Genomic DNA, 13,043 nt, shown 5'->3' on the forward strand with positions numbered 1-13,043 from the left:
ACGTCCATGACTGTGCACGACTACGTCCTCACCTCCGTGCCCGGGGGCGCCGCCCTCTCCGACTTCCGTGCGCAGGCCCTGCTGCGCCGGCTCCGGGCGGCGGTGCCGCGGGTGACCGGGGTCGACGCCGGCTACAGCCACTGGGTCGCCTCGGAGACCGCGTTCGACGAGCCGACGGCGGTGACCCTGACCCGACTCCTCGACTACGGCGAGCCCCGCAGGGCGCCCGGCGCCCCGGACGCCCCGGACGGGGGCGGTGGGACCGCGATGGTCGTCGTCACCCCGCGGCTGGGCACCATCTCGCCGTGGGCGAGCAAGGCGACCGACATCGTGCGCAACTGCGGCATCGACATCCACCGGGTCGAGCGCGTCGTCGAGTTCACCCTCATCCTCGAGGGGCCGGACCCGCTGGGTGAGGACGACTGGGCCGCCTGCGCCTCCCTGCTGCACGACCGGATGACCGAGACGGCGTTGCCGAGCCACGACGACGCGGCCGCCCTGTTCACCGAGCGCGAGGCCGCGCCGATGGAGCACGTCGACGTGCTGGGCCGGGGTCGCGAGGCGCTCGTGGAGGCCGACCGGGCATGGGGCCTGGCGCTCGCCGAGGACGAGATCGACTACCTCGTCGAGGCGTTCACCGGGATCGGGCGCAACCCCACGGACGTGGAGCTGACGATGTTCGCCCAGGCCAACTCCGAGCACTGCCGGCACAAGATCTTCAACGCGGACTTCGTCATCGACGGACAGTCCCAGTCCCGCAGCCTGTTCGGCATGATCCGGCACACCGAGGAGGTCGCCGGGCACGGGACGGTGGTCGCCTACAAGGACAACGCCTCGGTGATGACCGGTGGCCGGGTCACCCGGTGGATCCCCGAGCAGGGCGACGGCGGCCCGAGCCGCTACGCCGCCCGCGAGGAGGACGTGCACGTCCTGATGAAGGTGGAGACGCACAACCACCCCACCGCCATCTCTCCCTTCGCGGGGGCCGCCACGGGCGCAGGGGGCGAGATCCGCGACGAGGGGGCGACCGGGCGCGGCAGTGCACCGAAGGCCGGCCTCACCGGGTTCGTCGTGTCCAACCTGCACCTCCCGGGGACGGACGAGCCGTGGGAGGCCGACCCCTACGGCTCCCCCGAGCACATCGCCTCACCGCTCGACATCATGCTCGAGGGCCCGATCGGTGCGGCCGCGTTCAACAACGAGTTCGGGCGCCCCGCCCTCGGCGGCTTCTTCCGCGTCTACGAGCAGACCGTCGACGGGGTGCGCCGCGGCTACCACAAGCCGATCATGAGCGCCGGCGGCCTGGGCTCGATCAGCGCCTCGCAGACCGAGAAGGTCCGCTTCCCGGCCGGCACCCTGCTCGTGCAGATCGGTGGTCCGGGGATGCGGATCGGCATGGGTGGCGGCGCCGCGAGCTCGATGGCCTCCGGCACGAACGCCGCCGAGCTCGACTTCGACTCCGTCCAGCGCGGCAACCCCGAGATGGAGCGCCGCGCCCAGGAGGTCATCAACCACTGCGCCGCGCTGGGGGCGGACAACCCCGTGCTGGCGATCCACGACGTGGGAGCCGGTGGCCTGAGCAACGCCTTCCCCGAGCTGGTCGACGACGCGGGCCTGGGCGCGCGCTTCGACCTGTCCGCCGTGCCGCTCGAGGAGTCCGGCCTGGCGCCGAAGGAGGTCTGGTCCAACGAGAGCCAGGAGCGCTACGTCCTGGCGATCGCCCCCGAGTCCCTGACCGCCTTCGCCGCCCTGTGCGAGCGGGAGCGCTGCCCCTACGCCGTGATCGGCACCGCCCAGGACGACGGGCAGCTCGTCCTCGCCGACGAGCAGACGCAGGCCGTCGACATGCCGATGGAGGTGCTCCTCGGCAAGCCCCCGCGGATGACCCGCGACGTGCAGCGCGTGACCCGCTCGGCTCCCGAGCTGGACCGCACCGGACTGGACGGTGCAGAGTCGCTGCGCCACGCGGCATACGACGTCCTGCGGCACCCCACCGTGGCGTCCAAGCGCTTCCTGGTCACCATCGGCGACCGGACGGTCGGCGGCCTGAGCCACCGGGACCAGATGGTCGGCCCCTGGCAGGTGCCGGTCGCCGACGTCGCCGTGACCCTGTCCGACCTGGTCGGCGTCGCCGGCCAGGCGATGGCCAGTGGTGAGCGCACCCCGCTCGCCGCGGTCAACGGCCCGGCGTCGGGGCGGATGGCCGTGGGTGAGGCGCTGACCAACCTGCTGGCGGCGCCGGTGACCCTCAGCGGGGTGAAGCTGTCCTGCAACTGGATGGCCGCCGCCGGCACCCCCGGTGAGGACGCCGCCCTCTACGACACCGTCCACGCCGTCGCCATGGAGCTCTGCCCGGCCCTGGGCATCTCCGTGCCGGTCGGCAAGGACTCCATGTCGATGCGCACGACCTGGGCTGCGCCGGACGGAACCGACCGCCAGGTGGTCTCGCCGGTCTCGCTGGTCGTCTCGGCCTTCGCGTCCCTGCCCGACGTGCGCGGCACCCTCACCCCGCAGGTCACCGCCGGGTCGGCGCTGCTGCTGGTCGACCTGGGCGCCGGGCGCAACCGTCTCGGTGGGTCGATGCTGGCGCAGGTGCGCGGCACGTTCGGTGGCACCGTCCCCGACCTGGACGACCCCGCGCGGATCGTGGCCCTCGCGGACGCACTGACCGCCCTGCGCGCTGCGGGTCTGGTCACCAGCTATCACGACCGCTCCGACGGCGGGCTGTGGGCCACGCTCTGCGAGATGGCCTTCGCCGGCGCGGTCGGCCTCGATGTCCAGGTGCCCGGTGAGGACGGGGTGGCGGCGCTGTTCACCGAGGAGCTCGGCGTGGTTCTCGGGGTGCCCGCCGACCTGCTCGCGGAGGCCCGGACCGTCCTCGCTGAGCACGGCCTGGGCGACCTGACCCACCACCTGGGGCAGGCCACGACCGAGCGGCTGGTCCGCGTCCGTGGCGAGGGGCTCGTGCTGGAGGAGCCGGTGCGGGACCTGGCCCAGGCCTGGGACGAGGTGTCCTGGCGTCTCGCCGCGCTGCGGGACAACCCGGAGTGCGCCGACGAGGAGCACGCGGCCTTCGGCGCCGACGACGACCCCGGGCTCCACCTGACCACGACCTTCGACCCGGCCGAGGACATCGCGGCGCCCTACCTCAACCTGGGGGCCCGGCCGGCCGTCGCCGTGCTGCGCGAGCAGGGTGTCAACTCGCACGTGGAGACGGCCTTCGCCTTCGACCGTGCCGGGTTCGACACCTACGACGTCCACATGACCGACCTGCAGACCGGGCGGTTCGACCTGGCCGACGTCGTGGGTCTCGTCGCCTGCGGCGGGTTCTCCTACGGTGACACGCTCGGCGCCGGCGAGGGCTGGGCGCGCTCCGTGCTGTTCAACGAGAGCCTGACCGAGTCGTTCGGCACGTTCTTCTCCCGGGCGGACACCTTCGCCCTCGGCATCTGCAACGGCTGCCAGATGTTCGCCGCCCTCGCGGACCTGATCCCCGGTGCGGAGGCGTGGCCCCGGTTCACGCGCAACCGCAGTGAGCAGTATGAGGCCCGGCTCAGTCTCGTGGAGGTGCTGGAGAGCCCGTCGGTCTTCCTCGGCGGCATGGCCGGCTCCCGCATCCCGATCGCGGTGGCCCACGGTGAGGGGCGGGCCGACTTCACCGCCCGCGGTGACGAGCAGGCGGTCCTCGCGGCGGCGCGCTTCGTCGACAACCACGGACGCCCGGCCACGACCTACCCGGCGAACCCGAACGGGTCCGCCGGCGGCCTGACCGCCGTCACCACACCGGACGGTCGGTTCACCGCGATGATGCCGCACCCCGAGCGGGTCCAGCGCAACGCCCAGCTCTCGTGGACGCCCGGTCCGCTCGACGAGGCCAGCCCGTGGTTGCGGATGTTCCGCAACGCCCGCGTCTGGGTGGACTGACCCCCGAGAGTGTCCTCGCGCAGGGCCTCGACGTCCGTCGTCGCGCTCGTGAGTGGCATCAGCGCCCCTATAAGGGGGTGAAAGCCACTCACGAGCCGCCAGCACGGTGGGTCGAGGCCCTGGGTGGACTGACCCGGACCCGGAGAGTCTCCTCGCGCAGGGCTCGACGTCCATCGTCGCGCTCGTGAGTGGCATCAGCGCCCCTATAAGGGGGTGAAAGCCACTCACGAGCCGCCAGCACGGTGGTCCGCTCGCACTGCACTGTGGCCGTCCGGGCTGAGGCCTCCTCGCCGCGGCGCTCCCCGGTGCGCGCTACTGGGCGCCCTCGCGGGCCCACTGGTCGAGGGCTGCCTGCACCTCGGCGTCGGTCCTGGTGATCGCCGTCCCGATGATCCACTGGTGGCCGAACGGGTCGCGGATGCGCCCCTGCCGGGCGCCGTAGGGCTGGTCGTCCACGGGGAACACGAGCTCGGCACCCCGGGCGAGGGCCGCCTCCACGAGGGTGTCCGGGTCCTCGCACAGCACATCCATGATCACGCCCGTGCCGCCGTCGGCGGGCCCCCGATCGAACTCGTCGGGGTCCTTGAGCTGCAGCACGTCGCCGCTGGGCAGGTCCAGCTCGGCGAAGACCACCGCCTCACCCATGGTGAAGCGGGTGGCCAGGCGGGCGCCCAGCACCTCGCGGTAGAACTCGATCGCCCGGTCGGCACCGTCGACGACGAGCTTGGGTCTCACACGCATCGTCTCCATCTCGACCACGCTAACCGGGCCGAGCGCCCCTGTCTCGCACGTGCAGCACCTCCCGGGCGACGGCATACCAGCCGGTCAGTCCGGTCCCACCGCGCGAGCTCGCCCGGCACGCGCGACGAGACTGCTCTCCGCCCCACTCGAGGGGCAGAGAACAGTCTCGGCAGGATGCCTCGCGGCACCACGGGTCACGCGAGGTCGCGGCGGTTGACGACCAGCACGGTGACCACCGGCAGCAGCACGACATAGGCGAGGAGTGTGACCAGCGCCTGGGTGCCGGAGAGGGTGTCCAGCACGCCAGGAGCACCACCCGGTGCGCCCGCCCCCGCGAGGGACCCCACCAGCGACCCGGCGGCCGTCCCGGGGAGCACCGTCGTCAGCGACTCCACCCAGTCCAGGAGCCCACCGACGCCCCGGAGCAGGTTCTCCACGACCAGGGACCAGACCAGGCCGAGCCCGACGGCGAGCGCCGGCCCCCTGGCCAGCGTGCCGAGCAGGTAGCCGAACAGGGCCCACATGAGCAGCACGAGGAAGGCGGTGCCCGCGCCGCGGCCCAGGTCGGTGACCGTGGGCAGCGCCACGTCCACGCCCTCGACCAGCGCGATGCCGGTGGAGATCCCCAGCCCCACCACCACCGAGGCCACGACCGTCACCGCGACCACGACCGCCAGCGAGAGCAGCGAGCCCAGCGTGACGGCGCTCCGGGAGGGCCCCTGCGTGAGGATCGTCTTCCAGCTGCCCCAGCCGTAACCGCTGGAGGCCGCCATCGCACCGAGCACCATCATCAGGGCACCACCGAACATCGGCGTCCCACTGGTGATCGTCTCCGGCAGGTTGGCCGGGAGGACGGACTCCAGCAGCGCCGCATCGGCCATCCCGTCGGTCGCGAAGCTGCCGTTGCCCGACCGGTAGGCCACGTAGTTGAAGACGTAGCCGAACAGGACCAGCAGGACGAGCCACGCGCCGCCGGTCACCCAGGCCGCGGGCCACTTCCGCACCCGCAGCAGGTCCGCACGGGGGCTGGCCACCATCGTCGTCATGACACCTTCTCCTTCCGGGCGGGCGTGCCGCCGTTGGTCGTCATCTCGAAGAACACGTCCTCCAGGGACCGGTCGCCGTGGCGCACCGAGTGCACGTCGAGCCCCTGCTCCACCAGGGCGCGCACCAGCTGCGGCGCCCGGTCCGGGGGCAGCGGCACGAGCAGCTCGCCGTGCTCCACCCGGACCTCGTCCCCCGCGACCCGGCGGGCGACGGCCAGGGCCTCCTCGGTGGGCTCGGCGTGCACCCGCAGGGTCGCCGTGCCCAGGAGGTCGGCCACCGTCGACTCGCGCAGCAGCCGCCCCTCGTTGATGACCCCGACGCGGTGGCAGATCTCCTGCACCTCCGCGAGCAGGTGGGAGGAGAGCAGCACGGTCTGCCCGGCGCGGGCCAGGTCGACGACGAGGGACCGCATGCTGGCCATGCCGGCCGGGTCGAGCCCGTTCGTCGGCTCGTCCAGCACGATCAGCTCGGGCTCCCCCATCAGGGCAGCGGCCACGCCGAGGCGTTGCTTCATGCCGAGGGAGTAGGAGCGGAAGGCGTCGCCACCGCGGGCGCTCAGCTCGACCCGCTCGAGCGCGTCGTCCACCACCGTGTCGGGCAGGCGCCGGTAGCGGCTCAGGACCCGCAGGTTGTCCCGTCCGGACAGGTAGGGCATGAACCCTGGCCCCTCGACGAGCGCACCGACCCGTGCGGTCACCGCGGGCGCCCCGGCCGCGCCACCGAGCACGGTGGCGGTGCCACTGGTCGGCCGGATCAGCCCCAGCAGCATCCGCAGGGTGGTCGTCTTGCCCGCACCGTTGGGGCCGAGGAAGCCATAGACCTCGCCCCGTCGCACCGTCAGATCCACCTGGTCGACGGCGAGCCGTGAGCCGTACCTCTTGGTGAGGCCGGCCGTCTCCACTACGAGTTCGTTCATGTCCTCCACGGTCCACCCCCACCCGGGGTGAGGTCGTCCGCCCGGGTGCGTGACCGGCATACGCAGGATGACGTATGCGGAGTGCGCGGCTGCGCGGACGAGGTGCACCTGGCGCGGGCCTAGAGTCGGAGGACCGGGCAGGAACCCTGCCCCCGACCGAGGTGAGGAGGGCTCTGCCCGGATGCGCATCCGCCCCAAGGACCTGCTGTGGGTGCTGCCCCTGACCCTGTTCACCGGGGTGGGCACCATCTTCTCCAGCGCGCTGCCCGAGGGCGGCTGGCGCGGGGCGCGCTCACGGCAGGGTGACCCGGGCGGGCCCTGGGGTGGTGAGACTCCCTTCCCCGACCTGCTCGACGCCGGGCTCCTGCTCGCTGTGGCCATCGCGGTCGTCGCGTCCCTGGTGCAGCTGGGGGCGCGGTCCCGGCCGGGGACCACGCTGCTGGTGACCGGCGGCCTCGTCGGTGCCTACCTCGCGCTGGGCTTCCACGACGGCCCGATCTATCTGGTGCTCGTGGTGAGCTCGTTCGTGAGCGCGTGCCATGCGCCACTGCGCACCTGGGCACGCTGCGTCACCGCCGCCCTCCTCGCCGTCCTGGCCGGCCTGGTCGTGCGTGACCTGGTGGGCTCCTCGGACGGAGGGACGCTGTCGGCACTCTGGCAGGCCTCCGGCACCGTGGGCCTCACCCTGGCGGCCGGGCTGCTCGGTGGCCTGCTGCGCAACCGGCGCCAGGCGGCCCGGGAGCGTGCCCGGCACGCGGCCACGGCGGAGCAGCTCCGCACGGCCCAGGAGCTGCACGACGGTGTGGGGCACGGGCTCGCCGTGATCGCCATGCAGTCGGGTGTCGCGCTGCACCTGCTCGACCGGGACCCCGTGGCCGCCCGCGCGGCCCTCGAGGCGATCCGGGACACCAGCCGCGAGTCACTGGGGTCACTGCGCGTGGAGCTGTCCCGGCTGTCCGGCCAGGAGGCCCCCCGGCGACCCCGGCCCGGGCTGGCCGACCTGGCCACCCTGGTGGGCCGGGTCGAGGCGGCGGGCGTCGCCGTGGCGGTGCACGACGAGTCACCCTCCGACGTCCCCGAGCAGATCGGGGCGGCGATCTACGCCATCGCCCAGGAGGCGCTGACGAACGTGCTGCGGCACTCCGGTGCGCAACGCGTCCAGGTGGCGCTCACCCCGGAGGACGGCACGCTCCGGCTCGTCGTGCGGGATGACGGGAGCGGCCCGACCGGGCAGGATGACAGCGTGGGAGACGACGGTCGGCGCGGCATGGGGCTGGCCGGCATGCACGACCGCGCGGCCGCCCTGGGCGGCACCCTCTCGGCCGGTCCACGTCCGGGCGGCGGCTTCGAGGTGGTCGCCGTGCTGCCGCTGAGGCACCCGTGATCAGGGTCGCGCTGGTGGACGACCAGGCCCTGGTGCGGGTCGGGCTGGCCACCCTGATCGGCAGCGAGGACAGCCTGGAGCTGGTGGGTGAGGCCGAGGACGGCCGCAGCGGCCTGGCCATGATCCGCAGGACCAGGCCGGACGTGGTGCTCTGCGACATCCGGATGCCGGTCCTGGACGGGTTGGGGCTCCTGGCTGAGGTCTCGGGCGACCCCGCGCTGGCCGACGTGCGCGTGGTGATGCTGACGACCTTCGAGCTGGACGACTACGTCTTCGAGGCCCTGCGGCTGGGTGCCAGCGGGTTCCTGCTCAAGGACGCCGAACCCACGGCCCTGCTTGATGCGGTGCGCGTCGTCGCCGAGGGCGGTTCGCTGCTCGCCCCGTCGGTGACCCGCCGGGTCATCGAGCACTTCGCTGCCACCGCACGGTCCGCCCGGGTCCACCCGGAGCTGCACCGCCTCACCCAGCGGGAGCGGGAGATGGTCGCCTGGGTCGGCACCGGCCGGTCCAACCAGGAGATCGCCGAGCTGCTGGTCGTCAGCCCGGACACGGTGCGCACCCACGTGTCCCGCGCGATGGTCAAGCTGCACGCCCGGGACCGGGCCCAGCTGGTCGTCTTCGCGATCGAGTCCGGGTTGACCGCGCCCGACCCGCCGGGCGGCGCGTCCTGAGGGGAGTGGCGCACCGTCCCCGGGCCGTGCCAGCATCGCCGGATGAGCACCCGGTGGACCCTCGGCTGTGATGCGCGTGACCCGCACCTGCTCGCGGCGTTCTGGGCGCCGGCCCTCGGCTACGTGCCCGAGCCCGGCTACGACGACCCCGACGGTGCCTCGATCATCGATCCGGACGGCACCGGCCCGGCCATCTCCTGGTTGCGGGTGGAGGAGTCGAAGTCGGCCAAGAACCGCGTGCAGATCGACATCCGGGTCGCCGGTGAGCCGCCCTGGGACTGGGCCGAGCGCGCGGGTCTGATCCGGTCGCGGGTCGAGGAGCTGGTCGCCGCAGGCGCCACTGCGGTGCGCGAGGAGAACTACGCGGACGACACCGGCCGGGAGGTCCTGGGGCACGTGGTCATGCTGGACCCCCGAGGGCAACGAGTTCTGCGTGGCGTGAGAGAGCGGTCGCGGGTGCGGGTGCGCTCGGAGGACGGTGTGCCGCGACCACTGAGTGGTCCAGCCGCGATCACTGAGTGGTCCAGCCGCGATCACTGAGTGGTCCAGCCGCCGTCACTGAGCGGTCCAGCCGCCGTCCATCGTGTGGGAGGTGCCGGTCACCATGCCTGCGTCATCGGACATCAGGAAGGCCGCCAGGGCCGCGACCTCGTCGGGCTCGCACATCCGCTTGATGGCCGAGCGCGTCAGCATGACCTTCTCGATGACCTCGTCCTCCGGGATCCCGTGCGTCGCCGCCTGATCAGCGATCTGCTTCTCCACCAATGGAGTCCGCACGTAGCCCGGGTTGATGCAGTTCGACGTCACCCCGTGCGCTGCCCCCTCCAGCGCCGCCACCTTCGACAGCCCCTCCAGGCCGTGCTTGGCCGTCACGTAGGCCACCTTGAACTCCGAGGCCCGCAAACCGTGCGCCGACGAGACGTTGATGATCCGCCCCCACCCCTGCGCATACATGTGCGGCAGCGCGGCCCGCACCAGCAGGAAGGGCGACTCGACCATCACCCGCTGGATCAGCCGGAAGTCCTCCGGGTCGAGCTCCTGGATCGGCGCCACCCGCTGGATGCCGGCATTGTTCACCAGCACGTCGCACTCCAGCCGCAGCGCCTCCAGCGCCACCGTGTCCGCCAGGTCGACGTGCCACGCCTCACCGCCGAGCTCGGCGGCCACCCGGTCGGCGCCGGCCCGGTCGCGGTCGGCGACCACGACCCGGTGCCCGTCCCGGGCGCTGCGTCGCGCGATGGCCTCCCCGATCCCGCTGGCACCACCGGTGACCAGCACCGTCCGCATCGTCATCGTGCACTCCTCGTCATCACCGGACCGGTCGGCTGCGACACCGTCGGTGCACATCCGTCTCGCCGCATCCTGCGTGGGCTCCGGTCCGAAGTCGATGTGCCCATGCACCATGGCCGATCACATATTTATGTGATGTCACCACATGGGTTGCCGTCGGTCGGGCACCTAGGTTGTGGAGCCATGAACGCTGCCGACCACGACGCCGCCCCGGCGCAGGAGCACGCCACCGGACGCACCGTGGCTCTCTCTGCCAGGGGCCTGAGCAAGGACTTCCGGGGCTTCCGTGCCGTGCGCAACGTCGACCTGGACGTCGTCGAGGGTGAGGTCCACGCACTGGTCGGCCCCAACGGTGCCGGCAAGACCACACTCTTCAACCTGCTCACCGGCTACCTCAAGCCGACCGAGGGCACCATCACGGTGCACGGCAAGGACATCACCGGCAGGGAGCCCGAGCAGATCGCCCACGAGGGTGTCGCCCGCTCCTTCCAGATCACCAGCCTGTTCGACAACCTGACCCCCCGCGAGCACGTCGAGCTGGGCCTCCAGGGCATGGCCGGCGGTGGCCTGCGGTTCTGGCGTTCCGACAAGCGGTTGCTGCAGTACCGCGAGCGCGCGGACGAGCTGATCGCCGAGGTCGGCCTCTCCGCCCTGGCCGACCGCCCGGCCGGTGAGCTCGCCTACGGCCAGAAGCGGGCCCTGGAGATGGCTCTGGTCATCTCCCTCGATCCCAAGGTGCTCCTGCTCGACGAACCCACCGCCGGCATGGGGCGGGAGGACGTCAACCGCACCATCGAGCTGGTCAGACAGATCGCCGTCGGCCGCACGGTCGTCTTCGTGGACCACAACATGCACGTGGTGGGCTCCCTGGCCCACCACGTCACCGTGCTCATGGCCGGCGAGGTGCTGGCCCAGGGCACCTACGACACCGTCCGCACCGACAGCCGCGTCATCAGCGCCTACCTGGGGGAGGAGAGCCGTGCTTGAGATCCGTGGACTGCAGGCGTTCTACGGGGAGGCCCAGGCGCTGCACGGCATCGACCTCACTGTCCGGGAGGGTGAGGTCGTCACGCTGGTGGGCCGCAACGGCGCCGGCAAGACCACCCTGCTCCGGTCGATCATCGGACTGCACCCTGACGTCCGCGGCAGCATCATGCTGAACGGCAGCGAGCTCACCACCGTCCCGACCCACCGGCGGCCGGGGCTGGGTCTGGGCTGGGTGCCGGACGACCGCGGCATCTACGCCTCCCTGAACGTCGAGGAGAACCTCACGCTCCCCACGGTGACGCACCCCGACTCCGCCTGGTCGCTGGGGCAGGTCTACGAGGCCTTCCCCGTCCTGGCCGACCGGCGCCGCGCGGCGGGGACGACCCTGTCCGGTGGCGAGCAGCAGATGCTCGCGGTCGCCCGGGTGCTCCGCACCGGTGCGCGGCTCCTGCTCCTGGACGAGCCGAGCGAGGGCCTGGCCCCCGTGATCGTGCAGCAGATCCGCGACATCCTGCTGCGTGTCAAGGAGCAGGGCACCACGGTGCTCCTCGTGGAGCAGAACGTGAAGTTCGCCTCGACGGTGGCGGACCGGCACTACGTGCTCGCCGAGGGCGCGGTCGCTGCCGACCTCGACAAGCAGGAGTTCACCGACCGTCAGGACGAGCTGCTCACCTACCTGGGCATGTAGCCCGGCGCCACAGACCCCACCCCCACAACCGGCCAGCCCGGCCGCGCACCACCTGCCACCAGCACGGCAGCACCTCAAAGGAGAGAAGATCCCATGACCAAGAAGCTCCTCACGGCGACAGCCGTGGTGTCAGCAAGTGCCCTCGTCCTGTCGGCCTGCGGCAATGCCGGCCCGGGCGGCGGCGACGAGGGCGAGCTCAGCGACGGCAAGGTCGTCATCGCGGTCCTCAACGACCAGAGCGGTGTCTACAAGGACCTGTCCGGCCCCAACTCCGTGGCGGCCGTGGAGATGGCCGTGGCCGACTACAAGGAGAAGCACGGCGACGACGTCGTCGCGACGGAGATCGAGGTGACCTCCGCGGACCACCAGAACAAGCCGGACGTCGCCAACACCAAGGCCCAGGAGCTCTACGACCGGGAGCAGGCCGACATCATCCTGGACGTGCCGACCTCCTCGGCCGCTCTGGCCGTGGCCACCCAGGCCGAGGCCAAGAAGAAGCTCTACATCAACATCGGGGCGGGCACCACCGAGCTCACCAACGACTCGTGCAACCCCTACACGTTCCACTGGGCCTACGACACCTACATGCTGGCGAACGTGACCGGCAAGACGGTGACCGAGAACGGCGGCACCGACTGGCAGATCATCTATCCCGACTACGCGTTCGGACAGGACATGGACAAGTCCTTCACCGACGCGGTCGAGGAGGCCGGCGGCACGATCGGCGACCACATCGCCACGCCGTTCCCGAACGACAACTTCAGCACCTTCCTGACCAAGGCCGCCGCCGAGGAGCCGAACGTCATCGGCACCATGCAGGCCGGTGGTGACCTCATCAACCTGGTCAAGCAGTACAACGAGGGCGGCTATGCAGCACAGGGCATCGAGCTGGCCGTCGGTCTGATGTTCATCACCGACATCCACTCCCTCGGGGTCGAGGCCTTCTCCGGCGTCAACTTCGCCGAGGCGTGGTACTGGAACTTCGATGAGGAGAACCGCGCCTGGGCCGACCGCTTCCTGGAGGAGACCGGCACGCGCCCCAGCTTCGCGCACGCCGCCAACTACTCCGCGGCCCTCCAGTACCTCGAGGCCGTCCAGGAGGAGGGCACCGACGACGCCGACACCATCGTCGGCAACTTCGAGGGCAAGAAGATCAACGACGTCTTCCTCAAGAACGGTGAGATCCGCGCCGAGGACCACCGCGTCATCCACGACGTCTACCTCGCCAAGGTCAAGACGCCGGACGCTGTCGAGGAGGACTGGGACTACGAGGAGATCGTGAGCACCATCCCGGCCGAGGACGCCTTCATGCCGCTCGAGGAGTCCACCTGCGACCTCGGCTGACGCCCGGTCGACGTATCGGGCCGGGTGCCCACCCCCGTTCCGGGCACCCGG

At 71.8% G+C, this 13,043-nt stretch carries 11 protein-coding genes; 7 read left to right on the forward strand and 4 right to left on the reverse strand.

The window, feature by feature from the left end; genetic code table 11:
* Nucleotides 1-6: 6 nt before the first annotated feature.
* Nucleotides 7-3,924: a phosphoribosylformylglycinamidine synthase gene (gene purL / locus DA085_RS00590; RefSeq protein WP_109470991.1), complete on the forward strand. Its 3,918-nt coding sequence runs from the start codon at nucleotides 7-9 to the stop codon at nucleotides 3,922-3,924.
* A gap of 312 nt (nucleotides 3,925-4,236) precedes the next feature.
* Here purL and DA085_RS00595 read toward each other — a convergent pair whose 3' ends face one another.
* The 3 genes from DA085_RS00595 to DA085_RS00605 form a co-directional block, all read right to left on the reverse strand.
* Entirely contained in the window at nucleotides 4,237-4,674 is a 438-nt protein-coding gene (locus DA085_RS00595; protein WP_161958364.1) for a VOC family protein, read from the reverse strand.
* Nucleotides 4,675-4,859: 185 nt separating this feature from the next.
* Nucleotides 4,860-5,711: an ABC transporter permease subunit gene (locus tag DA085_RS00600; RefSeq protein ID WP_109470993.1), complete on the reverse strand. Its 852-nt coding sequence runs from the start codon at nucleotides 5,709-5,711 to the stop codon at nucleotides 4,860-4,862.
* Nucleotides 5,708-6,628, reverse strand: a complete 921-nt coding sequence (locus tag DA085_RS00605) for an ABC transporter ATP-binding protein (RefSeq protein ID WP_109470994.1) — start codon at nucleotides 6,626-6,628, stop codon at nucleotides 5,708-5,710. The genes DA085_RS00600 and DA085_RS00605 overlap by 4 nt, the downstream gene beginning before the upstream one ends.
* A 181-nt stretch (nucleotides 6,629-6,809) precedes the next feature.
* Between DA085_RS00605 and DA085_RS00610 the strand changes: the two genes are divergently transcribed.
* The 3 genes from DA085_RS00610 to DA085_RS00620 are packed head-to-tail and all read left to right on the forward strand — an operon-like array spanning nucleotide 6,810 to nucleotide 9,223.
* Nucleotides 6,810-8,012 carry a sensor histidine kinase gene (locus tag DA085_RS00610; protein ID WP_109470995.1) on the forward strand — a complete coding sequence of 401 codons (1,203 nt, stop codon included), beginning with the start codon at nucleotides 6,810-6,812 and terminating at the stop codon, nucleotides 8,010-8,012.
* Nucleotides 8,009-8,683, forward strand: coding sequence for a response regulator transcription factor (locus DA085_RS00615; RefSeq protein ID WP_109470996.1), 675 nt, complete (start codon nucleotides 8,009-8,011; stop codon nucleotides 8,681-8,683). The genes DA085_RS00610 and DA085_RS00615 overlap by 4 nt, the downstream gene beginning before the upstream one ends.
* 42 nt (nucleotides 8,684-8,725) lie before the next feature.
* Nucleotides 8,726-9,223 (forward strand): VOC family protein, encoded by a 498-nt coding sequence (locus DA085_RS00620; protein WP_237565231.1) that lies wholly within the window; start codon nucleotides 8,726-8,728, stop codon nucleotides 9,221-9,223.
* 15 nt (nucleotides 9,224-9,238) lie between these two features.
* On the opposite strand, the gene DA085_RS00625 is transcribed toward DA085_RS00620, so the two are convergent.
* Complete coding sequence (locus DA085_RS00625; RefSeq protein WP_109471207.1) at nucleotides 9,239-9,976, reverse strand: 3-hydroxybutyrate dehydrogenase; 738 nt, start codon at nucleotides 9,974-9,976, stop codon at nucleotides 9,239-9,241.
* 180 nt (nucleotides 9,977-10,156) lie between these two features.
* Between DA085_RS00625 and DA085_RS00630 the strand changes: the two genes are divergently transcribed.
* From DA085_RS00630 to DA085_RS00640, 3 genes are all read left to right on the forward strand, one after another.
* Entirely contained in the window at nucleotides 10,157-10,960 is an 804-nt protein-coding gene (locus tag DA085_RS00630) for an ABC transporter ATP-binding protein (RefSeq protein WP_109470997.1), read from the forward strand.
* Entirely contained in the window at nucleotides 10,953-11,648 is a 696-nt protein-coding gene (locus tag DA085_RS00635; RefSeq protein WP_109470998.1) for an ABC transporter ATP-binding protein, read from the forward strand. The genes DA085_RS00630 and DA085_RS00635 overlap by 8 nt, the downstream gene beginning before the upstream one ends.
* 93 nt (nucleotides 11,649-11,741) lie before the next feature.
* A complete protein-coding gene (locus tag DA085_RS00640) occupies nucleotides 11,742-12,992 on the forward strand; it encodes an ABC transporter substrate-binding protein (RefSeq protein ID WP_109470999.1) in 1,251 nt (416 codons plus the stop codon).
* The last annotated feature ends 51 nt before the right edge of the window (nucleotides 12,993-13,043 follow it).

Origin of the sequence: Ornithinimicrobium cavernae (genome assembly GCF_003121625.1) — a bacterium.
GTDB classification, from domain to species: Bacteria; Actinomycetota; Actinomycetes; order Actinomycetales; family Dermatophilaceae; genus Ornithinicoccus; species Ornithinicoccus cavernae.